Annotated in this window: 18 protein-coding genes and 1 tRNA gene; 3 read left to right on the forward strand and 16 right to left on the reverse strand. The window is 69.4% G+C overall.

The annotated features are described in order from the left end of the window. The 8 genes from VGL85_RS13500 to VGL85_RS13535 form a co-directional block, all read right to left on the reverse strand. The coding region (locus VGL85_RS13500) for a hypothetical protein (RefSeq protein WP_331589468.1) at positions 1 to 523 on the reverse strand (523 nt) is incomplete at its 3' end. Continuing rightward, entirely contained in the window at positions 520 to 1,446 is a 927-nt protein-coding gene (locus tag VGL85_RS13505) for a peptidylprolyl isomerase (protein ID WP_331589469.1), read from the reverse strand. The genes VGL85_RS13500 and VGL85_RS13505, both read right to left, overlap by 4 nt. Before the next feature lie 85 nt (positions 1,447 to 1,531). Continuing rightward, positions 1,532 to 3,007 carry an efflux transporter outer membrane subunit gene (locus tag VGL85_RS13510; protein ID WP_331589470.1) on the reverse strand — a complete coding sequence of 492 codons (1,476 nt, stop codon included), beginning with the start codon at positions 3,005 to 3,007 and terminating at the stop codon, positions 1,532 to 1,534. Further along, positions 3,004 to 4,212: an efflux RND transporter periplasmic adaptor subunit gene (locus VGL85_RS13515; RefSeq protein WP_331589471.1), complete on the reverse strand. Its 1,209-nt coding sequence runs from the start codon at positions 4,210 to 4,212 to the stop codon at positions 3,004 to 3,006. Before VGL85_RS13515 ends, VGL85_RS13510 begins: the two co-directional genes overlap by 4 nt. Continuing rightward, positions 4,202 to 7,417, reverse strand: coding sequence for an efflux RND transporter permease subunit (locus VGL85_RS13520; RefSeq protein ID WP_331589472.1), 3,216 nt, complete (start codon positions 7,415 to 7,417; stop codon positions 4,202 to 4,204). Before VGL85_RS13520 ends, VGL85_RS13515 begins: the two co-directional genes overlap by 11 nt. A 106-nt stretch (positions 7,418 to 7,523) precedes the next feature. After that, on the reverse strand, positions 7,524 to 8,888 hold the full coding sequence (locus VGL85_RS13525; RefSeq protein ID WP_331589473.1) for a HAMP domain-containing sensor histidine kinase: 1,365 nt from the start codon (positions 8,886 to 8,888) through the stop codon (positions 7,524 to 7,526). Then, positions 8,878 to 9,615: a response regulator transcription factor gene (locus VGL85_RS13530; RefSeq protein WP_331589474.1), complete on the reverse strand. Its 738-nt coding sequence runs from the start codon at positions 9,613 to 9,615 to the stop codon at positions 8,878 to 8,880. The genes VGL85_RS13525 and VGL85_RS13530 overlap by 11 nt, the downstream gene beginning before the upstream one ends. Before the next feature lie 26 nt (positions 9,616 to 9,641). Further along, a complete protein-coding gene (locus VGL85_RS13535; protein ID WP_331589475.1) occupies positions 9,642 to 10,139 on the reverse strand; it encodes a hypothetical protein in 498 nt (165 codons plus the stop codon). A 475-nt stretch (positions 10,140 to 10,614) separates the two neighbouring features. Here VGL85_RS13535 and VGL85_RS13540 point away from each other — a divergent pair, with 475 nt between their 5' ends. Then, the gene (locus VGL85_RS13540) at positions 10,615 to 12,312 is read left to right on the forward strand and encodes a FlxA-like family protein (protein WP_331589476.1); all 1,698 of its coding nucleotides are present in this window, start codon (positions 10,615 to 10,617) and stop codon (positions 12,310 to 12,312) included. An 80-nt stretch (positions 12,313 to 12,392) separates the two neighbouring features. On the opposite strand, the gene VGL85_RS13545 is transcribed toward VGL85_RS13540, so the two are convergent. Then, on the reverse strand, positions 12,393 to 14,696 hold the full coding sequence (locus tag VGL85_RS13545) for a TonB-dependent receptor (RefSeq protein WP_331589477.1): 2,304 nt from the start codon (positions 14,694 to 14,696) through the stop codon (positions 12,393 to 12,395). Between the two features lie 396 nt (positions 14,697 to 15,092). Between VGL85_RS13545 and VGL85_RS13550 the strand changes: the two genes are divergently transcribed. Next, positions 15,093 to 15,857, forward strand: a complete 765-nt coding sequence (locus VGL85_RS13550; RefSeq protein ID WP_331589478.1) for a phytanoyl-CoA dioxygenase family protein — start codon at positions 15,093 to 15,095, stop codon at positions 15,855 to 15,857. Then, positions 15,850 to 17,124, forward strand: a complete 1,275-nt coding sequence (locus VGL85_RS13555; RefSeq protein ID WP_331589479.1) for an MFS transporter — start codon at positions 15,850 to 15,852, stop codon at positions 17,122 to 17,124. Before VGL85_RS13550 ends, VGL85_RS13555 begins: the two co-directional genes overlap by 8 nt. 3 nt (positions 17,125 to 17,127) lie before the next feature. Here the strand turns inward: VGL85_RS13555 and VGL85_RS13560 are convergent, their stop codons facing one another. From VGL85_RS13560 to VGL85_RS13590, 7 genes are all read right to left on the reverse strand, one after another. Further along, positions 17,128 to 18,216: a Gfo/Idh/MocA family oxidoreductase gene (locus tag VGL85_RS13560; RefSeq protein WP_331589480.1), complete on the reverse strand. Its 1,089-nt coding sequence runs from the start codon at positions 18,214 to 18,216 to the stop codon at positions 17,128 to 17,130. Positions 18,217 to 18,232: 16 nt separating this feature from the next. Next, complete coding sequence (locus VGL85_RS13565) at positions 18,233 to 19,315, reverse strand: LLM class flavin-dependent oxidoreductase (RefSeq protein ID WP_331589481.1); 1,083 nt, start codon at positions 19,313 to 19,315, stop codon at positions 18,233 to 18,235. Beyond that, a complete protein-coding gene (locus VGL85_RS13570) occupies positions 19,312 to 20,220 on the reverse strand; it encodes an aldo/keto reductase (RefSeq protein ID WP_331589482.1) in 909 nt (302 codons plus the stop codon). Before VGL85_RS13570 ends, VGL85_RS13565 begins: the two co-directional genes overlap by 4 nt. Positions 20,221 to 20,283: 63 nt before the next feature. Further along, positions 20,284 to 21,285 (reverse strand): LacI family DNA-binding transcriptional regulator, encoded by a 1,002-nt coding sequence (locus VGL85_RS13575; RefSeq protein ID WP_331589483.1) that lies wholly within the window; start codon positions 21,283 to 21,285, stop codon positions 20,284 to 20,286. A gap of 112 nt (positions 21,286 to 21,397) precedes the next feature. Continuing rightward, the gene (locus VGL85_RS13580; protein ID WP_331589484.1) at positions 21,398 to 22,219 is read right to left on the reverse strand and encodes a hypothetical protein; all 822 of its coding nucleotides are present in this window, start codon (positions 22,217 to 22,219) and stop codon (positions 21,398 to 21,400) included. 85 nt (positions 22,220 to 22,304) lie between these two features. After that, entirely contained in the window at positions 22,305 to 22,991 is a 687-nt protein-coding gene (locus VGL85_RS13585; RefSeq protein WP_331589485.1) for a DUF2461 domain-containing protein, read from the reverse strand. A 24-nt stretch (positions 22,992 to 23,015) separates the two neighbouring features. After that, positions 23,016 to 23,092: transfer RNA gene (locus tag VGL85_RS13590), tRNA-Arg, on the reverse strand. Between the last annotated feature and the right edge of the window lie 152 nt (positions 23,093 to 23,244).

The following is a 23,244-nucleotide window of genomic DNA, read 5'->3' on the forward strand; positions in this document are numbered from 1 at the left end:
CGATCAGCAGCAGGCCGAGGACGAACAGCAGGTGGTCCGGGCCGGAGAGGATGTGCTGGATCCCCAGCACCAGGAAGGACAGCAGGCCGCTGGGCGCGGCCCCCTCGAGCGCCAGCCTGGCCTTGGGGTCCTGTGGCCGCAGGATCCGGTCGAAGCCCTGGCCGTCGCTCAGCCGTACACGGACGAAGACGTCGGTGATGGTGTCGGCCAGCCCTTCCACCGAGACCGTCTGGCCCTGCAGCGCCTTGGGTTTTTGGCCGCGGATCGTCCACTGTTTGATCAGGAAGCCGTCGGACGCGTACTGGTCGGACGGGGCCTGCTCCAGCCAGCCGCCGGAAAGGTGCGGGACCAGGTGGATGGCCACGTCGCCCATGGTCGGCTGCTTCCAGGTGACGCCATAGGTCCCGGGCCCGGCCTGGTCGATCTCCAGATAGGCGGGCCGCACCTCGTGCGCCGTCGCCGCCCCAGCCCAGCCCCAGATCAGGCCGAACAGCAGGACGAGCGCGGCCGCCAGGCGCCTCACGGCGCGGCCCCGCGGTCGGTGCGCACCACGGTGAAGCGCCTGGCGATCTTGGCGAAGGCCGCGGCGTTGGCCTTGTCCTGGGCGTCCTGCAGATAGTCGGTGCGGACCCGGTCGCGGATCTCCGACAGCGGCTGGCGCTCCGTCGCCGCCCGCGCACTGACATAGAGCAGGTGCCAGCCGTAGGCGGACTTGTAGGGGCCGGTCCAGCGGCCGATCGGGGCGGTGTAGATCGCCGCCGCCAGCGGCGTCTTGCCGAACAGCCGCTCGGCCTGTTCCGGCTCGAAGGCCGAGAAGTCGTAGATGTCCGGGAACGGGTCGCCCACCTCCGGAGCACGGGTCGCACCCTTGGGGATGTGGGCGAGCGCGGCCCGGGCGCGCGCCTCGGTCGCTGCGTCGCCGTCCGCGCGGCCATCCTGCGGCAGGGCGAAATAGATGTGGCTGAAGGTCGCCCGCGAGGCCACGACATAGCGCCCCGCGTGGGCGGCGTAGAAGGCCTGCAGCTCGGCGTCCGTCGGCTCGGCCAGCGGCGTCAGGTTCTGCATCAGGAACTGTTCCTTCTGGATCACCCGACGGCGCACGATCTCGTCGTCCTGGTCGAGCTTCAGCGCCCGGCCCTGGCGGAACAGGATCTCGTCGTGGATGTCGTCGCGGACCAGTTGCTCCAAGGTCGTCGGATCCGGCGGCGCGCCGAACTGCAGGGCGTATTTGCGCGACAGGTCGGCGACGCGGGCCGGCGTCACGTCGATCCGATAGGTGTCGTGGCGCACCTGATAGGCGTGGGCCGCCAGGGCCAGCAGCACGCCCAGCACGGCGAAGTGGGTCAGGGGCTCGCGGACCAGCCGGCGCAGCCAGGACCGGGCCTCGGCCGGCGCGCCGATTTCGGTTTCGGCGACAGGGCGTTTCAAGTCGATGCGGATAGCCACGCCCCTTCCTACCGGAAACCGAGGCTATCGCCGCGTCAGGTTCGCGAACAACTCGGACGCCGACGAATTCCGCGATCCGAAACGGCTATCGGCCGGCGGCGTCGCCGCGCGCCTTGGCCACGGTTTGCGCCGCCGGCAGGTCGCCCGCGGTCCAGCCGCCGCCCAGCGCGCGCACCAGGTTCACGCTGGCCTGCAGGCGATGGTCCTCGACCTCCAGGCCGACGCGGCGGGCCTGCAGGGCGGCGGCCTGGGCGGTGACCACCTCCAGGTAGCTCGACGCGCCTTCCTGATAGCGCGCCAGGGCGGCGGCCTCGGTGCGCGCGGCGGCCTTGATGGCGGCGTCCTGCTGGCCGGCTTCGGTGGCCAGGTCGTTCAGCGCCGCCAGATTGTCCTCCACGTCCTGGAAGGCGCGCAGCACCTGGGCGCGGTAGGCGGCGCTGGCCTCGGCCAGCTGGGCGCGGGCGGCTTCCACGCGGGCCTTGCGCGCCCCGCCGTCGAAGATCGTGCCCACCAGCTGCGGGCCCAGCAGCCAATAGGTGTTGCCGGGCGCCAAAAGGTCGGTGAAGGCGGTGTTCTGGTATCCGCCGTCGCCCAGCAGGTCCAGGCGCGGGAAGAAGGCGGCGCGAGCCACCCCGATGCGGGCGTTGGCGGCGAAGGCGCGCCGCTCGGCGGCGGCCACGTCGGGGCGGCGCTGCAGCAGCGTCGAGGGCAGGCCGGTCGGCGCGTTGGGCAAGCTGAGCGCCACCACCGCGGGGGGAATCGAGAAGCTGGAGGCCGGGGTGCCCACCAGGCTCGCGATGGCGTGCTCATAGAGCGCGCGCTGGGCCTTGAGGTCGCTGGCCTGGGCGCGGGTGGACTGCAACAGGGTCTCGGCGCGGCTGACGTCCAGGTCGCTGACTAGGCCTTCCTTGAAGCGGTCCTGAGTGATGCCGTAGGCCTTGTCGTAAGCGGCGACGGAGTCGGCCAGCAGGGCGGCCTCGGCGTCAGTGCTGCGCAGGCGGATGTAGGCGTCGGCGAGCTGGGCCTCGAGGCTCAGGCGCACGGACTCCAGGTCGGCGGCGCTGGCCTGGGCGTCGGCGCGGCCGGCGGCCACGGTGTTGCGCACCCGGCCCCAGAGGTCGAGCTCGTAGTCGGCGGCCGGGCCCACGGTGTCGGCGGAATAGATGTCCGGCTGGTTGGAGCCGCGCAGGGGGCGGTTGTTGGACTGGCGGTTGCGGGTGATCGAGACGCCGGCCCCCAGGGTCGGATACTCCGCCGCCTGCGCCTGGCGGGCCAGCGCGCGGAAGGTGTCGTAGCGCGCCAGCGCCTCGGCCAGGGTCGGGCTGGCGTCCTGGAGCTGGCCTTCCAGCTTGTCGAGCAAAGGGTCGCCATAGGCCTGCCACCAGGCGCCGCGGCGGACCTGGTCGGCCGGCGTCGCCAGTGTCCACGGCCCCTGTTCCTTGAAGGCGGTGGGGACCGTGACCTGCGGCGGCGCATAGGCCGGCGCCAGCGAACAGCCGCAGAGCGCCGCGCCGGCCAGGGCGGCCGTGGCGATCGCGCGCAGCCCGCCGGTCCGGCTCATCCGCGGCCCGCCGCGCGCTGCGCCACGCGCACCGTCTCGCCCTCTTCCAGCGAGTCCGGCGGATTGGCGATCACCCGATCCGTCGCGGAAAGCCCGGTGGCGACCTCCACCTGGGTGCCGAGGTCGCGGCGGATGGTGATGTAGCGGATGTGCGCTTTGTCCTGGGCGTCGACCACGCCGACCGCGATGCCCTTCTGGCGGAACATCACCGCAGCGGCCGGCAGGCGCAGGGTCACGCCGCCCTCGGGCGCTAGCCTGAAGGCGGCCTGGGCGTAGTCGCCGGGTTTCAGGGAGCCGTCGGGGTTGTCGATCATCAGTTCGGCGGTCAGCGCGCCGGACTGGGCGCCCACGGCCTCCGAGGTGCCGACCAGCTTGGCGTCGAAGGTGCGGCCCGCGTACTGCGGCACGGTGATCTGCGCCCCTAGGCCGGGCTTCAGCTCGGCGGAATAGGCCTGCGGCACATGGACGTAGACGCGCAGGCGGTGGACGTCGGCGACGGTGAACAGCGCCGGCTCGTTGGGCGCGTTGGCGGTGACCAGGGCGCCCACGTGGGCGTTGCGCTGGGTGACCACGCCGTCGAAGGGCGAGGTCAGCCGCTTGAAGGATTCCAGCGCCGCCAGCCGGTCCATGTCGGCCTTGGCGGCCTGTACGTCGGCGTTCTTGGCGGCCAGGTCGCCGGTCTTCTCGTCGGTCTCCTGCTGCGAGACGGCGTTCTTCTGCAGGAGGCGGCTCCAGCGGTCGGCGCTGATCTGAGCGACGCCGCGCTTGGCCGTCGCGGTGGCCAGCGCCGCCTTGGCCTGGGCGAGCTGCTGGTCGAGGTCGGGCGTGTCGATGTCGGCCAGCACCTGGCCGGCCTTCACATGGTCGCCAATGTCGACCTTCCAGTCCTTGATGTAGCCGCTGATCCGGGCGTGCAGGGCGGCGATGTCGTTGGCCTCGACGTCGGCCGGCAGGGTCAGCGGCTCGGCGGCGGTGTCGCTGGTTGGCGAGATCAGCTGCACGGTCGAGACCGAGGACTGGGCCGCAGTCTTCTTCAGGTCGGCGCTGGCCATGCCGCGGTCGACCAGCCCGGCCACGATCACCACGGCCGCCAGAGCCGCGGCGCCCAGTCCAGCCGGCTTCAGCCAGAGCTGCGGGGTTCGGCGCATGGCCTCCGGCACGTCGTGCGCGTTGACCGGCTGCGGCGGCGGATTGTCAGACGGCATAGGCTTCTCCGGCGCCCGGTTCGGGCGCATGGACCGTCGCGGGCTTGCGGTGGACGAGGCTGAACACGACGGGGACGAACAGCAGGCTGGCGACGGTGGCGAACATCAGCCCGCCGATGACGGCGCGGCCGAGCGGCGCGTTCTGCTCGCCGCCTTCGCCCAGGCCCAGCGCCATCGGGCTCATGCCGATGATCATCGCCAGCGCGGTCATCAGCACCGGGCGGAAGCGGGTGAAGCCGGCCTCCAGGGCCGCGGTCACCGCGTCGCCGGTGATCTCCAGCCGCTCGCGGGCGAAGCTCACCACCAGGATGGAGTTGGCGGTCGCCACGCCCATGCACATGATCGCCCCGGTCAGCGCCGGCACCGACAGCGGCGTGCCAGTGGCGAACAGCATCCAGACGATGCCGGCCAGCGCCGCGGGCAGGGCGGTGATGATCACGAACGGGTCGGACCAGCTCTGGAAGTTCACCACGATCAGCAGGTAGATCAGCACGATCGCGCCCACCAGGCCGAAGCTGAGGCCGCCGAACGCCTCGTTCATGGTGGTGACCTGGCCGCGCAGGGTGATCTTAGCGCCCTTGGGCCGGTCCTTGGCGGCGGCCTTCAGGATCTTGTTGATGTCACGTGAGGCGCCGCCCAGGTCGCGGCCCTGGGTAGTGGCGTAAATGTCGAAGGACGGCTGGATCGCATAGTGGGTGACCACCGCGTCGGCGTTGCCGCGGCTCAGCTGCGCCACCCCGCCCAGGATCTGCAGGTCCCCCGGCTTGCCGTTGCTCAAGGGGATGTTCTCCAGCTTGGACAGCGAGTTCACGTCCTGCTGCGGACTCTGGATGATGATCGGATAGGAGACCCCGTTCTTGGGGTTCAGCCAGAAGGTGGGCGCGGTCTGGAAGCTGCCGGCCAGCGAGGTCACCAGGGTGGTGGTCACGTCCTTCTCGGTGATCCCCAGGCGGTCGGCCTCCGAGCGGTCAACGTCGACGTTGAGCTGCGGATAGTGCGTCGACTGCTGCAGGCGCACGTCGGCCAGGCCCGGCACGGACTTCAGCTTGTGCAGCAGGGCCACGGCATAGGCCTCGTCGCCCGCCCGGTCGGGGCCGGCCACCTGCACGTCGATCGGGGCCGGCGCGCCGAAGTTCAGGATCTGGCTGATGATGTCGGCCGGCAGGAAGGAGAACACCGCGCTCGGGAACTCGATCGGCAGCTGGGCGCGCAGCTTGCGCACGAAATCCGCCGTCGGGCGGTGGTGCTCGGAAAGGGTGATGTAGATGTCGCCGTCCTGCGGGCCGATGCCGCCGGTGTTGGAATAGGCGCGGTTGATGCCGCTGACCGGCAGGCCGATGTTGTCGACGATGGTGGTGAGCTGGTCGGGCGGGATCGTGCGGCGGATGGCGGCTTCCACCTGGTCGAACAGCACCGCGGTGTCCTCGATGCGCGTGCCGACCGGCGCGCGGACGTGCAGGGTGATCTCGCCGGAATCGACGGTCGGGAAGAAGTTCTCGCCCAGCGCCGGGGCCAGCAGGAACGAGGCCAGCACCACCGCCATGAAGCCGATCAGGAAGCGCGGCCGGTTGCCGAGCGCCAGGGACAGCACCCCGCGATAGACCTCGCGCACCCGCGAAAAGCGCGCTTCGAAGGCGTGCTGGAAGCGGACCAGCGGATTGGCCGAGCGCCTGGCCGGCGCGCCGCCGTGCGATTCCATGGTGTAGCCCTGGTGGCCGCCGTCGTGCGGCCTCAAGAGGTACATGGCCATGGTCGGCACCAGGGTCCGCGACAGCACGAAGGAGGCGATCATGGCGAACACCACCGCCTCGGCCATCGGCACGAACAGGTAGCCCGCGATCCCGGTCAGGAAGAGCATCGGCACGAAGACGATGCAGATGCAGAGCAGGGAGACGAAGGCCGGCGTCACGATCTGCGCCGCCCCGTCGAGGATCGCGGAGCGCACGTCCTTGCCCTGTTCCAGGTGCCAGTTGATGTTCTCGATGGTCACCGTGGCGTCGTCGACCAGGATGCCGACCGCCAGCGCCAGGCCGCCGAGCGTCATGATGTTCAGCGTCTGGCCCAGCGCCGAAAGCGCGGTGATCGAGCTCAGCACGGCCAGCGGGATCGAGGTGGCGATGATCACCGTCGAGCGCCAGCTTCCCAGGAAGACCAGGATCATCAGGCTGGTCAGGGCCGCGGCGATCACGCCTTCCTTGACCACCCCGGAAATCGCCGCCTTCACGAAGATCGACTGGTCGTTGAGCAGGCCCACGTGCAGCGACGGCGGCAGGGATTCCTTCAGCCGCGGCAGCAGCGCCTTGACTCCGGAGATGATCGACAGCGTCGAGGCCGAGCCGCTCTTCAGCACGCTCATCAGCACCGAGCGTCGCCCGTCGATGCGCACCTCGTTGCGCTGTGGCGGATAGCCGTCGCGCACGTGCGCGACGTCGCGGATGTAGATCGTGGTCCCGTCGACGGTCTTGATCGGCAGGTCGTTCAGCGCGTCGATGGCCTCGGGGCTGTTGTTCAGCTTCACGACGTATTCGAAGCTGCCGACCTTGGCGGTGCCGGCCGGGATGATCTGGTTCTGGGCGGCGAGCGCATTGGCCACGTCCTGCGCCGACAGGCCCTTGGATTGCAGGGCCACCGGATCGAGGTCGATCTGGATCTGCCGCTCCTTGCCGCCATAGGGCTGCGGGATGGAGGTGCCGGCCACCGAGGCGAGCGCCGGGCGGATGGCGTTCAGGCCGGTGTCGAACAGCTGCTGCTCGCTCATCGTGGCGCTGGAAAGCGCCAGCTGCAGGATCGGCACGGTCGACGCGTTGTAGTTCAGGATCTGCGGCGGGGTGATGCCGGGCGGCAGCTGCTTCAGCACGGTCTGCGACAGCGAGGTCACCTGGGCGGTGGCGGTGCGGATGTCGACGTTCGGCTGGAAGAAGATCTTCACGATGCCGATGCCGGGCAGCGACTGGCTCTCGATGTGCTCGATGTCGTTCACCGAGGAGGAGAGCTGGCGCTCGTAGTAGTAGATGACCCGTCCGGCCATGTCGTCGGGCGGCAGGCCGCGATAGGTCCAGACCACCGCGATCACCGGGATGCGGATTTCCGGGAAGATGTCGGTGGGGGTGCGCAGCGCCGCCAGCGGACCCAGCAGCACGATCAGGATCGCCAGCACGACGAAGGTGTAGGGACGCCGTAGCGCCAGCCGCACGATCGCCAGCATCCCGATGGACTCCGCCTGATTGGTTGCGGGTGGGAACCTAGTGGTCCTTTCGCCAGGGGCGAGTGAATAAAATTTCACCGCAAGCTGCGATGAAAATCCTTTGGAATCATCCAGTTATCGGATCGGCGTGACAGTCGATCACCACCCGCAGACCCGGGTCGGCGTCCTGCAGCTCCAGGCGGAAGCGGTGCAGGCGCACGATCGCCGCGACGATGGAGAGCCCCAGGCCAGAGCCCGGCGTCAGCCGGTCGCGCTCGGCGCGGTAGAACCGCTGCAGCACCGCGGTGCGCTCGCCTTGCGGCACGCCCGGGCCGTTGTCCTGCACCACGATCCGCGGGCCGGCCGGGCCGGTTTCCAGGGCCAGGCGCACCGCGCCGCCGGCCGGCGTGAACTTGATGGCGTTGTCCACCAGGTTGCTCAGCGCCTCGACCAGCAGCTTGCCGTCGGCCTCCACGGGCGGGCTCGCGGGCGCGACCACCTGGAAGCGCAGGTCCGCCTCCTCGGCCAGTGGTTGGTAGAGCTCGCCAACCTGGCTGACGATCCGGTCGAGCTGGACGGGGGCGAAGCCGGCGCTGCGCGCGCGGGTTTCAAGCTCGGAAATGCGCAGGATGGCGATGAAGCGCTCCAGCACCTCGTCCAGCTCGGCGGTCACCCTGGCGATCTCGTCCGGCGAGACCTGCGGGGACTGCTCCAGCCGGTGCAACTGGGCGCGGGCGCGGGTGAGCGGCGTGCGCAGGTCGTGGGCGATGGTCTCCGAGGAGGTCTTCACCTCGCTCATCAGGCGCTCCACCTCGCCCAGCATGTAGTTCACGGTGCCGGCGAACATGTCGAGCTCGTCGCCGTGGTTGCTGGTGGGCATGCGCCGCTTCAGGTCGCCGGCGGCGATGTCGTGGCCCGCGGCCTGCAGCTCGCGCAGCCGCCGGATCGGCCCCAGGCTGAAGGCCGCCCCGCCGGCCAGGCCAGCCAGGATGATGAACACCCCGCTCCAGATCAGCGCCGAGGCGATGATCCGGCGGATCTCGCGCAGCTGGTTGATGTCGCGCCCGACCACCAGGATCTCGCCGGAGGACAGCCGCTTGGCGATCAGCCGCGAGGCCGCCGGGAAGTCCGGCGTCGCCGACATCTCCACCGGCCGCCCGCCGGGCTCCAGCCCGTGCGGCAGGGTGCGCAGGTTGCCGGTCTCGCGCGTCCTGTCGGCGGCGAACAGGGCGAAGACGCTGTTGCGGCCGTTGATCGCCAACGCCTCGTCGAGGGTCGGCTTCAGCCGATCCTGCGGCTCGTGCATCTCGGCGGCGGCCTGGGCGGCCAGGATGTCGTCCACGCGGTGGGTCAGGTAGACGGCGGAGCGCACGTAGACCATGGCCAGCAGGGCCACCGCCCCAACCGTGAACAGGGCGCCGTAGAGCAGCGAAAGCCTGAAGGTGCTGGTCCGCCAGACCTCGTTCAGGCGCCCAAGGACGCTATGGCGCATGCAGCATGTAACCCTGGCCTCGCTCCGTCCGGATCAGCGACGTGAGGCCCGGCAGGTCGATCTTGCGACGCAGCTTGCCCACGTGGACGTTGATCAGGTTGGTGCCCGGGTCGAAGTAGTACTCCCAAACGGTCTCGAAGATCATCCTGCGGGTGAGCAGTTGGCCGGCGTTGCGCATCATGAATTCCAGCAACTGGAACTCCATGGGCAGCAGCTCGATGGTGCGTCCGGCGCGGTAGGCCTCGCGCTTGACGAGATCCAGCTCCAGGTCGGCCACCTGCAGGCGGGTCTCGACCGCGCCGTCTCCCGACCCCTGCTGGCGGCGATGGCGGCGCAGCAGCACCTCCAGCCGGGCCACCAGCTCCTTGGGCGCGAAGGGCTTGATCAGATAGTCGTCGCCGCCGGCCCGCAGGCCGTCGACCCGGTCGTCGACGTCGGAAAGCGCGCTCACCATCAGCACCGGCGCCTCGGACCCCGCCTCGCGCAGCGCCCTGACCACCTCCAGCCCGTCCAGGCCGGGCAGCATGCGGTCGAGCGTGATGGCGTCGAACGGCTGGCTCATGGCTGTCTTCAGGCCCTCGGCGCCGTCGAAGCACTTGGCCGCCTCGAAGCCGCTGGCGGTCAGGCAGGCGGCGATCTCCTCGGCGGTCTCGAGGTCGTCCTCGATCACCAGGATGCGCGTCGCGCGCTCATCCTGCGTCGCGCCAGGGACGACCGAAGCGTTCATAGCAGGCGCGGAGCTCCCATCAGGCCTCAGGGTTGCGGATGGTCCGCCGCGTAGAGCGCCGCGTCGAGGCCCGCGACGCAGGCGGCGAAGCCACCGGAGGTGGGATCATAGCCCAGGCCTGCGCAGGCCCGCTGCTCGCGCACGCGGACCTCGCGCGCCGAGGCCCGGTAGAAAGACTTGGCGGGCGCGGCGGCGGGCGCGCTGGCGGGCGCGGCGGCCCCGCCGGCCCGGTCGGCGACGTCCAGTTCGCACGTCGCCAGCGTCGCCCCGGCGCCCGCGCCCTGGTCGAGGCAGGCGCCATGCGCGGCCTGGCGCGCCCCGGCCCGTTCGAGCCGCGCGGCCGAACTGGAAAGGCTTTCGACGCAGGCGTCGTAGAGGGTGAAGCCCGGCTTCAGGCCGATCGCCGAGCGGCAGAGGTCCCCGACCTGGGCCAGGCGGCCGGCCGCCAGGTTGGCGGGATTGTAGGGCGCGGCCGCCGCGCAGCCCGAAACGCCCGCCGCCGCCAGGAGGGCCAGGGACAGCACGTGCCGGTGCAAGGACGCAGGGCGGGTGGATAGGGGGCGCATGGTCAGGGGGCGCATGAACGGGGGGCGCATGGCCGAAAGCTCACCAATCTTGGGAGAGGAAGGTCCGCGCGGTGCGGAAGTCGGACGCTGCGCAGGCTACCTGCGGTGTGTCTTTGGGCGAGTGAATAAAATTTCACCGGTCCGAACGCCGGTAGGCCTTCGCCCGCGAAGGGACTCGGCGCTGCAATGTGACTGCAAAGCCGCAGGCGGGGATTCAAACTTACACGGTCACGCAGTCGCCTTGGGCGGGTTCCCCGCGTTCGCAGAAACGTCACGAAACTGCGACCTTTGCTTCATCGGCGGCGACTAGCGAGACCCCTGACCGGCCGCGGCTCTGGCGGCGCGGGTATGACGGGGAATTTGAATGACTTCGAAATCGTCGCTCTTCGCGGGCGCCGCGCTCAGCATCATCTGCGCACTCTCTGTCGGAGGAATGGCGTCGGCCGCCACCCCCGCCGAGCACAAGCACGCCAAGGGCGCGAGCCTGGAAGAGCAGGTCAAGGCGCTGCAGGCCCAGGTGGACTCGCTGCAGCAGACGGTGCTCGCGCAATCGGAAGCCCAGCGCTCGGCCCAGGCTCAGACCGAGGCCCAGCTGCAGGCCAGCGAGCAGAAGGCGCAGGCCGCCTCCGCCCAGGCCCAGCAGCTGCAGGCCAAGCTCGACATGCAGATCCAGCAGATCCCCGGCGCGGTGGACCAGCAGGTGAAGAGCGCGGTCGCCGCCCAGCCGAAGCCCAGGACCGACGCCTTCGCCTTCAAGGGGATCACCATCACGCCCGGCGGCTTCCTGGAGGCGGCGACTATCTACCGTTCCAAGGGCCTGTCGTCGGACCTGTCGTCCAGCTACGCCAAGATCCCGTTCGAGAACGCCCCGCTCTCGCGCACCAGCGAGTGGCGCGAATCCGAGCGCCAGAGCCGCGGCTCCTTCCTGGCCCAGGGCGACATCACCAAGACCATGCACGCGGCCTTCTACGGCGAGTTCGACTTCCTGGCCGCGGCCCAGACGGCGAACTCCAACGAGTCGAACTCGTTCACGCCCAGGGTCCGCAACGTCTACGGCACGGTGGACTGGGACGACTACGGCCTGCACTTCCTGGCCGGCCAGAACTGGTCGCTGCTGACGCTCAACTCCAAGGGCATCTCGCCGCGCAACGAAGTCACGCCGCCGGCCATCGACGCCCAGTACGTGCCGGGCTTCGCCTGGGCGCGTCAGCCGCAGTTCCGCATCGTCAAGGATTTCGCCGACAAGCAGGCCTGGGTGGGCCTGTCGCTGGAGAACGCCCAGACCACCTTCACCGGCACCGCCGGCAACGGCCTGCCCACCGGCATCAGCGTCACCGACCTGGTGGCCGGCAACGGCACGATCAACCCGGCCCCGGCCGGCTCGGAAGCCTTCTCGGGCTTCAACACCGTCAACACCATGTCGCTGAACCGCTACCCCGACGTGATCGGCAAGATCGCGCTGGAGCCGGATATCGGCGGCGCCAGGCCGTTGCACATCGAGGCCTTCGGCCTGTGGCGCAGCTTCTATGACCAGATCACGGTCACCGCCGCCAACACCATGGGCCTGGCGCCCGGCGTGCGTGAATCCAGCGTCGACGGCTATGGCTACGGCGGCAGCGTGACCTGGACGGTTGTGCCGAAGGTCCTGGATCTCCAGGCTTCCATCATGGGCGGCAAGGGCATCGGCCGCTACGGCTCGGCCCAGCTCTCCGACGCCACCCTGAAGCCGAATGGCGCGATCGCCCCGATCCATGAGATCATGTACCTGGCGGGCGGCACCTGGCACGCCACGCCGAAGCTCGACCTCTATGTGTTCGGCGGCTCCGAGCGCGAGCAGAAGGAGATCAACGCCTTCAACGGCGTGAACTTCGGCTTCGGCGACCTGACCAACGCCAGCTTCACCGACGCCGCCTGCAAGACCGTCGGCGGCTCCTGCTCGGCTACGGTGCGCGAAGTCAATCAGGTCACCGCCGGCCTCTGGGACAAGGCCTTCACCGGCCCCTACGGTCAGATCCGTATCGGCCTGCAGTATTCGCACACCTGGCTGGAGGCCTTCTCCGGCGCCAACGGCTTCAAGCCGACGACCTCGGACGACATGGTCTTCACCAGCTTCCGCTATTACCCGTTCTAGGAACGAACGGCCTTTTCTGGAGAGCGGGCGGGGCGCGTCGGAAACGACGCGCCCCGTTTTGTTGCCGACCTCGGATCGGCTCAGAAGTTCTTGTGGAAGGCGATGCCGGCGAAGCGATCGAAGTCCCGCGGCGCTGTGCCGATCAGGCCGCCGTTCGCCTCGCTGATGATCATGTAATAGTGCTGGTCGGTGATGTTGCGCACGGTGAGGCGCACGTCCCAGTCGCCCTTGTGGTCGGTCAGGACGACCGCGGCGTTCCAGATCCCGTAGGCGGGCTGGATGGTGTCCGGCGTCTCGGCGATGCTGTCCTGCTGCTTGCTCTGCCAGGAATAGTTGGTGTTCAGCCCGACGTCGTAGCGCCCGTTGGTCCAGGCCATGTAGTCCGCCCGGATGGTGAACTTGTTCCTCGGCGCGAAGGGCAGGGGCTTGCCGTTGACGTTGCAGCTGATCGCCGAGCCCGGCGGGCAGCTGAAGCTGTCGATGTGCGCGTCGGTGTAGGCGTAGTCGAAGGAGAGCGTCAGGTTGTCGATGGGCTTGGCGACCGCGTCGATTTCCGCGCCCCTGGTCGAAACCTCGCCGGCGTTGATCAGGCGGGTGACCACCGTGCCGGCCACCAGGTCCGGCTCGTTGGCCTGGTAGTTGGACACCGTGTCGTCAAACAGGGCCAGGTTGAACTGCAGGCGCTTGTCGAACAGGCGCGACTTCAGGCCCAGCTCGAAGGCGTTGGAGGTTTCCGGCTCCAGCTGGTTGGTCTGCAGCGCCGTCATGTTGAAGAAGACGTTGTAGGCCGGGCCCTTGTAGCCGCGCGAATAGGTGAAGTAGGTGTTGGCCGTATCGCTGATGTCGTACTGCACCCCGATGCGGTCGGCGTAGCCGTTGACGCCCGCCGAGCCGGTGGCCGCGAACGGCGGGCTGACGCCGGGCACCGCGGTGGGCGAGCTCGTGACCCGGTTGGTCGAGAAGCTCAGGTCGTCGTGGACCAGCCGCAGGCCCAGGATCGCCCGGAAGCTCTTGGTGAAGTTGATGTTCGCTTCGCCGAACCCGGAATAGTTGGTGGTCGTCGCGCCGAACTGGTTGAAGCCGAAGTTCACGACGTTGCCCGCCGCCGTCAGCTGGGTGACGTCGCGGCGATAGTTCTCCTTGTCCGGCTCATGCAGGTAGTAGGCCCCGACCACGTAGTCGATCAGGTTGCCCTTCGGCGAGGCGAGGCGGAGTTCCTCGGAGTACTGCTTCTCCCACACGTGGCCCAGGTCGACCTGCTGGGTGGGTGTCTGTGTTGTCAGACCCGAGAACGAGTCGAGGTCCTGACGCTGGACGTTGCGCCAATAGCGGTAGGCGCTGATCGAGGTCAGGGTGTAGCCGCCGCCCAGCGAATAGTCGGCCTGGATGTAGGCGCCGGACGTGAGGTCCCGGTCGTCGGAGGGCGAATTCAGCGAGATGTCCTTGTTGCTGAAGGACGGATGGATGCCCTCGTTCGTCAGCGCCGTCAGCAGGTTCGCGCTCGTGGTCTTTATGCCGGTCGGGTAGGCGATGTTGTAGTTGGCCAGGTAGATGGCCTGGTTGCCGGTCTGGGTGGTGTACATGTAGTCGCCGCCGACGATCACCCGCAGGTCGCTGTTCGGCGTCCACAACAGCTTGCCCCGGGTCCCCTGGAAGTCGTCGCCGTTGACCTTCGTATTGTTGAACACGTTCTTGACGTTGCCGTCGAAGCTGCTGGTCACCGCGGCCAGCCGGCCGCTCAGCGTGTCCTTGATGATCTCGCCGTTGACCGCGCCGGCCACGCGGTACTCGTTGCCGGTGTAGTAGCTGGCGTCCAGGAAGCCGCCGGGCGTCGGCGTCGGGTCCTTGGTCACGATGTTGATCACCCCGGCCGACGCGTTCTTGCCGAACAGCGTCCCCTGCGGCCCGCGCAGCACCTCGATGTGGTCGAGGTCGATCAGGTCGGAGACCATCTGCCCGGGCCTGGCCAGCACCACGCCGTCGATGACGGTCGAGACCGTGGGCTCGGCGCCGGCCGAGGTGGTGATGGTGCCCAGGCCGCGGATCAGGATGTCCTGGTCCTTGTTCGAAGGCTGGCTGCGGAACTCGACGCTGGGGATCACGGCCACCAGGGCGCTGACGTCGTTGCGGTTCTCCTGAACGGCGAGGGCGCCGGTGAGCACGCTGACCGCCACCGGGACGTTCTGCAGGCTTTCCGACCGCAGGCGGGCGGTCACCACCAGGTCTTCCACCTGGGTCACCCCCTGGGCGTCGGTCTTGGCGGGCGTGGTCTGCGCCATCGCCGCCGTGCCGCCGGCGAGGCTGGAGCTGGCCAGCAACGCGACGAGCAGGGTGCGCCGCGCCGCCTGCGTCGACCGAGGCTTCTGGATTTTGGCCGAAAGCATATTCCCTTCCCCCGTTCCGTTATGTTTTTGATCCGTCGAGTTCACGCGCGAGGTGAGAGGCAGGTGTCGAATTCCTGAGGGAAATCCGAGACATTCACCCTTCAACAGCGATCGTCGCCGTCCGTTACGGGATCATGATAGCGCTGTCATAGGATGGCCTCGCAATCGCGACCGCCGACCGAGGGTTGAAGCGGCGACGAAAACATCTCGCGCCCGAATTCCTCGATTTCCTATGGATTCGGCCCGATTCGCCCGGGCTCTTGGTTTGACAGCGTCAATCTATCGGTCCGATACGGCTGCCGATCGCAATTTGCCTCCCTACTGGCTTGCGTCATGATAACGTTGTCATGACTGGCGCGGCCTGTCACGTGAGAACCTCGTAATCAGGGAAGAACGATGGGTTTCGAGCCACAAGGCGAACAGTTCGCGCGCGAGGGTTATGCGGTGTTCGAGCGGGCCCTTCAGGGCGACCTGCTCGACCTGCTGCGCGAGCAGTGCGCGGCCTTCGTGGCGCGCGAGGATGCGCGGATGGACGCGGCCGGCGTCGACACCCTGGGTATCAGCCATCGCGGCAAGCGCTACTTCGCCAACGAGTGCCAGCGCGAAGAACCGGCGCTGCGCCGCATGCTCTTCAGTGAGGTGATGGCCGACGTCTGCCGCGCCACCCTGGGCGACGAGGCCTACTTCTTCTTCGACCAGTATGTGGTGAAGGGGCCCGAAGGCGGCCTGCCGTTCGGCTGGCACCAGGACTCGGGCTATGTGGTCGGCAATGGCGGCCCGGTCGACCACGCGCCCTACCTCACCTGCTGGTGCCCGCTGGACGACGCGACCGCGGAGAATGGCACGGTGCGCGTCCTGCCGTTCAGCGAGGTCCCGCTGTCGAAGGACTGGATACTGCCGCACGAGGGCCAGCCGGGGACCAACGACCTGGTCGGCTGGAAGGGCAATGACGAGGGCGTGGTGCTGGAGGTTCCGGCCGGCAGCGTCGTCGCCTTTTCCAGCCGCCTGCTGCACACCACCGGCGCCAACCGCACCGAGCGGATGCGCCGGGTCTATCTGGCGCAGTATACTGCCGAGGTGATGCTCAACCCCGGCACGCGCCAGCTGCGCCGCAACGCCATCCCGCTCGTCCAGAAGGGCGAGCACGTCACTCGTGGCTGAAGCCGCCGCCGAAGTGTCGGACGAGGTCGGCGCCACGCCGAAGGCGCTGGTAGAGCGGCGCAGGTGGTGGCTGCTGGGGCTGGTGATGGCCGCCGGCATCCTCAACCTGATCGATCGCCAGGTGATCTCGGTCCTGAAGCCGCTGATCGAGAACGACCTGCACTGGACCGACATCGACTACGGCCGCCTCGCCTCCCTGTTCCAGCTCTCTGCCGCCATCGCCTACCTGGGGGTCGGCTGGATCATCGACCGGCTGGGCGTGAAATGGGCCAGTCCCGTCGGCGTCCTGGCCTGGAGCCTCTCGGCCATGGCCCACGGCTGGGCGATGACGATGGGCCAGTTCTCCGCCGCGCGCATCGCCCTGGGCGCAACAGAATCCATGGGCACGCCCGCGTTCGTGAAGACCGTGGGCGCGGTGTTCTCCGCCCGGGTGCGGTCGCTGGCGTTCGGCTTCTCCAACGGCGTGTCGTCGATCGGGGCCATCGTGACCCCGCTGTTCCTGCCGGTGCTGGCGGTGACCCTGGGTTGGCGTGACACCTTCATCTTCGTGGGTGCGCTCGGCTTGGTCTGGGTGCTGGTCTGGCTGGTGGTGAGCCGGGGCCTGAGCTTCGCCGACAACGCCGCGTCCGGCGCGCCGCTGCCGACGCTGGGCGGGCTGAAGACCCTGCTGGGCGACCGGCGGACTTGGGGCATCGCCGGCGCCAAGGTGCTGTCCGACCAGATCTGGTGGCTGCTGCTGTTCTGGGCGCCGGACTTCTTCCATCGGGTCTACGCCGTGGACCTCCGCCACCTCGGGCCGCCGCTGGCCGTGGCTTACACGGGCTCGGCCCTGGGCTCGATCGTCGCCGGCTGGGCGGGCACGCGCCTGCTGGCCAGCGGCTATTCGCTGAACGCCGTGCGCAAGAGCGTGATGCTGGTGAGCGCGCTGCTGGTGACCACCATCCCGCTGGCGCTGCTGGCCCACAATCTCTGGCTCGCCGCGGCGCTGCTGGCGGTGACCATGGCCGGCCATCAGGGCTTCTCGGTCAGCATCTTCTCGATCATCGCCGACATCACGCCCAAGTCGCGGGTGGGCACGGTGACGTCCTTCGGCGCCTTCTGCGGCAACCTGGCCGGCATGGGCATCGTCTACCTGGCGGGCCAGATCCTCACCGCCGGCCTGGGCTACATGCCGCTGCTGGCCATCGCGGCGGTGTCCTACCTCCTGGGCCTGGCCTGGCTGCAGCTGTGGGTGCCCCGGCTCACGCCCGCGGCGGCCGAAGCTTGAGGCTCAGACCCCGAGCTCGGCCATCGTCACCACCCGCTTCTCGCGCGCGCTGATTTCGGCCGCGGCGCCGATGGCGACGGCCTTGAACCCGTCCTCGGCGGTCACCTCGACGGGGCCTTCCCCGCGCACGGCGGCGATGAATTTCTGATGCTCGTAGAAGGTCGAGCCGTGGTGGGTGCCGGCCTTCAGCACCGCTTCATCCACCTCGACCACTTGGCGCTCCACCCGCTTGGGATTGCGGAAGCCCACGCGCGGCGAAAACACCAGCGCGCCCTCGGGGATCAGCACGTCCAGGCGCGCCTTGTCGCCGACCGCGGTGATCTCCTCCTGGTTCTCCGCGCCCTCGGCGAACATGCTGAGGTCCAGCATGGCGCGCACGCCACCCTCGAAGTCGACGGTGGTGTAGCTGTTGTCGATGATGTCCGGCTTGCGGCCATCGTAACGCTCGTCCTGATGGTTCACGTCCATGGCGCCGGAGCAGTAGACCCGGGTCGCCTCGGCGCCGACGATCAGCCGCATCAGGTCGAAGAAGTGGCAGCACTTCTCGACCATGGTCCCGCCGGTGTTGCGGTTGAAGCGGTTCCAGTCGCCGATCTTCTTCAGGAACGGGAAGCGGTGCTCGCGGATCGACAGCATGCGCAGGGTCCCGATCCGCCCGGCGCGCAGCTGGTCGATGTATTCCACCACCGGCGGCATGTAGCGGTATTCCATGGCGACCCAGAACGGCGCCTTGGACTGCGCGGCCCGCTCGGCCACCCAGCGCGCGTCCTCCAGGGTCGTCGCCAGCGGCTTCTCGCAGAGGATGGCGACGCCGGCGTCAAACAGCGGCTCCAGCACCGCGCGGTGCGTGTAGTTCGGGCTGGCCACGATCACCGCGTCGACCAGGCCGCTCCTGGCCAGCGCTGCGCTGTCGGCGAAGGTCGAGGCCTCGTCGGCCGCCGCGCCCAGGGTGGTCCTGGCCGTGGCCAGCGAGCTTTCCACCGGGTCGGCCAGGGCCGTCACCACCGCGCCCGGGATGAGCGCCAGGTTGCGCAGGTGCTCATTGGCCATCAGGCCGGTCCCGACCAGGCCGTAGCGGACCGTATTCCTCAACTTTGACTCCGTGCGATCAGGCGACCAGCGGGCCGTGGTCGATGTTGGGCAGCACATGGCGCGCGAACAGGTCGGCCTCGGCCGCGTGCGGATAGCCCGACAGGATGAAGGCCTCGATGCCCATGGCCCGATAGTCGTTCAGCTTGGCCAGCACCTGGTCGGGGTCGCCGACGATGGCCGCGCCGCAGCCGGATCGCGCCCGGCCCACGCCGGTCCACAGGCCGGGCTCGGCATAGCCGTCGTCCGCCGCGCTTTCGCGTAGCGCCGCCTGGGCGGCGACGCCGACCGAGGTCGAGTCCAGCGATTTCGCCCGGATCGCCGCGCCCACCTCGGCGTCCAGCTTGGAGAGCAGCCGCTCGGCCGCTACCCGCGCCTCGGCCTCGCTGTCGCGCACGATCATGTGGGCGCGGTAGCCGAACTTCAGCGTGCGGCGGTACTTGGCGGCGCGGGCGGTCATGTCGGCGATGATCGCCGCCACCGCCTCCTTCTTGTCGGGCCACATCAGGAACACGTCGCAGCCCTTGGCGGCCGCCTCGCGGGCGTCCTCCGACAGGCCGCCGAAATAAAGCAGGGGCGCCTTGCCCGAGACCGTGCCGACGCGCGGCGGGTTGAGCTTCAGCTTCCAGAACTCCCCGTCGTGGTCCAGCGGCTGGCCGTTCAGCAGGGTCTTCAGGATGCTCATCGCCTCGACGGTGCGGGCATAGCGCGGCGCCGACGCCAGCTTCTCGCCCGGCATGTCGGAGGAGATGATGTTGATGGTCAGCCGCCCTCCCAGCATGTGGTCGATGGTGGCGATCTGGCGGGCGAGCTGCGGCGGCCAGACCTCGCCGATGCGGGTGGCCATGAGCAGGCGCATGCGCTTCAGCATCGGAGCGATGCCGGCGGCGAAGGCGGTGGTGTCGATGCCCAGCTCATAGCCCGAGGGCAGCAGGATGTTGTCGAAGCCGCCGGCCTCGGCCTGGCAGACGATGTCGCGGCAGTGCTCCCAGCTCGACTGCAGCATCGGGTCGGGCGCGCCCAGGAACTCGTAGTCGTCGTCGCACAGGGCCGAGAACCAGCTGATTTCGCAGGGCCCAAGTTTTCCGGGGTTCCGCGTCATGGCAGGGGTTCTCCGAGCGAGGCGGTCAGCACCTGGTACCACTCAGCCCGGGTCCAGGTCGGGCGATAGGCGTCCGGGATCTCGGCGATGCGGCTGATCTGCTGGGTGCCGGCGATCGGGATCGGCCGGGCCGGGTGGGCCATGATCCAGCTGTAGGTGGCGGCGGCGCGGCTGACGCCGGCCTCGGCGGCTTTGGCGTCCAGCGCCCTGGCCACGGCGCGGGCGCGGTCGTCCTTGGGCTCACCCAGCCGCCCGCCGCCCATCGGCGACCAGGCCAGCACCGCGATCCCCTTGCCCATGGCCTGGTCCAGCACCCCGTCGAACAGCGGCTCGACGCAGAGCGGCGAGAACTCCGGCTGGGTGGCGACGATCGGCAGGCTGAGGTGGGCGGCCAGCGCGTCGACCTGGCGCGCCGCGAAGTTGGAGACCCCGACGGCGGCGATCTTGCCGGCCTTGTGGGCGGCCTCGAGCGCCCGGGCGGTCTCGGCCGGATGGGTCAGGAAGTCGGCGCGGTGGATTTGCCAGAGCGCCACCTGCGCCACGCCCAGGCGCTTCAGCGAGGCGTCGATGGCGGCGGCGATGTAGCCCGCGCTGGAATCGTAGGGCGCGCCCGGACGGATCCCGCCCTTGGTGGCCAGCACCATGCGCCCGGCGAGGCTCCGGTCGGCGGTCAGCACCCGGCCCAGCAGGGCCTCGGCCGAGCCGAACGTCTCGCCGTTGTCGGGGCCGTAGACGTCGGCGGTGTCGAACAGGGTGACCCCTGCGTCGAGCGCCGCGCGCACCCGCGCATCGGCCGCGCCGAGGTCGTCGCCGGCGAAGCGCCACATGCCCCAGGCCAGCGAGGAAACGACGGGGCCGTTGGGGTAGAGCGGCCGGGTTTGTGGAGGCGCCGGAAGTTCTGACATCGCTGTCATACTAACAGCGTCACCAGGGCTGGCAATGCGGATGCTGGGCCGGGACCGGGTTTCTCAGGCCGGTTTCGGGGCGGTCGAGGCGCGGACCACCAGCTCGTGCGCCAGCCTTCGGTGCACCGGATCCTCCTCCCGCTCGAACAGCAGGGCGGCGGCGGCATAGGCCAGGTCTCGGGTGGGCTGGCGCACGGTGGTGAGCGGCGGCCAGAGCTGGCTGGCCAGCGCCGTGTCGTCGAAGCCGGCCACCGAAAGGTCGCGCGGCAGGGCGAGCCCGCGCCGGTGCGCCACGGTCAGCACGCCCGCGGCCATGTCGTCGTTGCTGGCGAAGATCGCGGTGGGCGGATTGGGCAGGTCCAGCAGCCGCTCGGCCGCCGCCTCGCCGGAGCTGAAGTCGAACAGGCCCGGGCGCACATATTTGGGCTCGAACTCGATCCCGGCCCGGTCCAGCGCCCGGCGATAGCCGTAGAGCCGCTGGTCGCTGGCGGCATGGTTCGGATGGCCGACGATGAAGGCGATCCGCCGGTGACCCAGCGCGATCAGGTGGCTGGTCATCTCGTCGGCCGCCTGGGCGTCGTCCATGGAGACGGAGGACGAGCGCCCGTGATCGGTGCCGGGCGAGATCCGCACATAGGGGATGTCGCGCCGCTCCAGCTCGTCCAGGGCGGCGGCCGCGTCGGTGACCGGGGAGGACAGGATCACGCCATCCACCTGGGTCTGGTCGATCAGCCCGCCCACCTCCTCGGCCAGGGTGGGCGAGGCGGCGTCGCAGGGCTGGGCCAGCAGGCGCACGCCTTCCTCGATGCAGCGGCTCCAGACGCCGGTCTGGATCTGGTGGATGTAGTGCGGGCTGTGGTTGTCGTAGATCAGCGCGATCTGGAAGCTGCGCCGCCCGGCCAGGGTGCGCGCCGCCTGGCTGGGGCGGAAGTTGAGCTGGGCCACCGCCGCCTCGACCCGGACGCGGGCGTCCTCGGAGACGTAGCGCTCCTTGTTCAGCACCCGCGAGACGGTCTTGGTCGAGACCCCGGCGATCGCCGAGACGTCCTTGATGGTGGGTCGCATCTGCCGCCGCCGCTCGGGCGCCTTCGACGCCCCTCTGGCTGGCACCTGTCCGAATCTGGCTCGCAGCGTCAAGCCGGATCGGACAAATCGGACAGGCCGCGGACACTTAGGCTCAGCCGATGGGCACGCCGATGATCGCCTTTACGATCAGGTGGTCCTCCGGCCGGCCATAGCCCCAGCCGACGCCCAGGTTCAGGTCCCACTTGTCCAGGCCCCATTTGCCCAGACCTGTGTCCATGATCAGGAAGAACTGCTGGTCGTTGACGCTGAGCGGGCCCAGCCGCCTGGCGTCGCCCACGGTGTTGTAGCTCTCGAAGCCCACGTCGAAGTCGCCGCCGCCCAGCTTGCGGGTGACCATGGTGGCGAGCTGGTAGCTGGCCGGGCCCTTGTCGGGGCCGGAGACCGCCCAGTCGATGTTGAGGTTCTCGGCCAGGGTCCACGGCCCCCGGTGGAGGCCTGCGATGCCCTTCAGCTCGGCGTTCCAGGGGTTGATGTCGATGTCGCGGCGCACCCGGCCGAGTTCGAAGTTCACGCCCCAGAACAGGCCGTCGCCGTCCTTGTGCGGCGCGATGAACTTGATCCGGCCCTTCACCCCGCCGATCTCCCCGCGTCCGTCGGCGAAGGTCATCAGCGGCAGATAGGCGCCGAGTTCGATGTTGGGGGTCAGCCCATAGGCCCACTCCGGCGTCACCCGCACCCGATCCTGCGAGGTCTGCTGGCCCGGATAGTCGACGTTGGCCAGCCGGCCCTGCAGCACGTCGTTGACGTGGACGTCCAGGCCGAACTTCCCCTGGGCCAGCATGTCGTCGATGTAGACCTGGATCTCCTCGTCCGCCGCATGGGCCGGGACGGCGGGCAAGAGGGCGGACAGCAGTGCGGGCAGGGCGAAGGCCAGCGCCCGCCCGATTCCCGCCGTCGCCGCCGATCGTTCCATGTCTCCCCCGCTGCGACCGCCGCTCGCCTCATGGCTAAGCGATCAGCAATTTGTTTCCGGCGTGCGTCTGGCGCCGCCGGACCGTTCAGGCGTCCAGCGCCGAGGCGATCCACGCGTTCAGCGAGGCCAGCCGCCTGAAGGCGGCCAGCGTCTCGTCGAACAGGGCGTGGCTTTCGATCAGGCTGCGGTCGGTGATCTCGCGCCAGGCCGCCAGGCCCTTGCGCCGAAGCAGGTCGCCGCGCGGATGGTCCGGCGCATAGGGCGCGGGCGTGCGCTTCAGCTGCGGATCGTTCAGCCGGCATCCGTCGCGCGCCAAGCCCTCGATCAGCTTCCCCAGCGCGCCGCCCTCGGCCTCGTCGGCCACCGCGGCGCGGTAGCGGTCGAGCGCTTCGCCGTCGAATTCGAACATGCCGGCGCCCAGGTGCAGACGCTCCGGCTCCAGGCCGAAATAGAAGCCGCACCGTGGCGCCCGCCCTTCGCCCGGCCGCGGCTCGAGCGCGAAGCCGATGTGCAGGTGGGCGTTGTAGGGCGACTTGTCCTTCGAGAAACGCACGTCGCGGTGGATACGGAAGATCTTGGCGCTCACCGGCCCCTGCGCCAACGCCTCGATCTCGGGCAGGGCGACGGCCACGAAGGCCTCGGCGGGCGCGCGGATCGCGGTGTCGTAGACCCCGCGGTGGGCGGTGAACCAGTCGCGGTCGTTGTTCGCCTTCAGCTCGCCCAGGAAACGCATCGCCTCGGGCGGGAAGCCGGCAAAGCGGGCAGTCGTCATGGCGTCGGCTCCACGCGGACGATGTGGCGGCCCGGGAGGGACTCGAACCCCCGACCTTGGCTTTAGGAAAGCCCTGCTCTATCCGGCTGAGCTACCGGGCCGCTTGGGCGCGACGGATGCCATGCGCGGGGCCCGGACGCAATCCAGCCGGGCGCCAGGCCTTCGGCGGCGCCGCCGCCTGTCCAGCCGTCACAATTCGCCTGTCAGGGGAGCCGCGTTGCCGCCGGGTTATGGTTAAGGCAGAGCTTGTCGT

The sequence above is a fragment of the Phenylobacterium sp. genome, from assembly GCF_036501465.1.
GTDB lineage: Bacteria > Pseudomonadota > Alphaproteobacteria > Caulobacterales > Caulobacteraceae > Phenylobacterium.

Coding starts and splice junctions, on each gene's coding strand:
- VGL85_RS13520 (WP_331589472.1), bottom strand. CDS start 7,417: ATGCTGGCGATCGTGCGGCTGGCGCTACGGCGTCCCTACACCTTCGTC.
- VGL85_RS13585 (WP_331589485.1), bottom strand. CDS start 22,991: ATGACGACTGCCCGCTTTGCCGGCTTCCCGCCCGAGGCGATGCGTTTC.
- VGL85_RS13530 (WP_331589474.1), bottom strand. CDS start 9,615: ATGAACGCTTCGGTCGTCCCTGGCGCGACGCAGGATGAGCGCGCGACG.
- VGL85_RS13575 (WP_331589483.1), bottom strand. CDS start 21,285: ATGCGACCCACCATCAAGGACGTCTCGGCGATCGCCGGGGTCTCGACC.
- VGL85_RS13525 (WP_331589473.1), bottom strand. CDS start 8,888: ATGCGCCATAGCGTCCTTGGGCGCCTGAACGAGGTCTGGCGGACCAGC.
- VGL85_RS13550 (WP_331589478.1), top strand. CDS start 15,093: ATGGGTTTCGAGCCACAAGGCGAACAGTTCGCGCGCGAGGGTTATGCG.
- VGL85_RS13540 (WP_331589476.1), top strand. CDS start 10,615: ATGGCGTCGGCCGCCACCCCCGCCGAGCACAAGCACGCCAAGGGCGCG.
- VGL85_RS13510 (WP_331589470.1), bottom strand. CDS start 3,007: ATGAGCCGGACCGGCGGGCTGCGCGCGATCGCCACGGCCGCCCTGGCC.
- VGL85_RS13515 (WP_331589471.1), bottom strand. CDS start 4,212: ATGCCGTCTGACAATCCGCCGCCGCAGCCGGTCAACGCGCACGACGTG.
- VGL85_RS13565 (WP_331589481.1), bottom strand. CDS start 19,315: ATGACGCGGAACCCCGGAAAACTTGGGCCCTGCGAAATCAGCTGGTTC.
- VGL85_RS13545 (WP_331589477.1), bottom strand. CDS start 14,696: ATGCTTTCGGCCAAAATCCAGAAGCCTCGGTCGACGCAGGCGGCGCGG.
- VGL85_RS13580 (WP_331589484.1), bottom strand. CDS start 22,219: ATGGAACGATCGGCGGCGACGGCGGGAATCGGGCGGGCGCTGGCCTTC.
- VGL85_RS13570 (WP_331589482.1), bottom strand. CDS start 20,220: ATGTCAGAACTTCCGGCGCCTCCACAAACCCGGCCGCTCTACCCCAAC.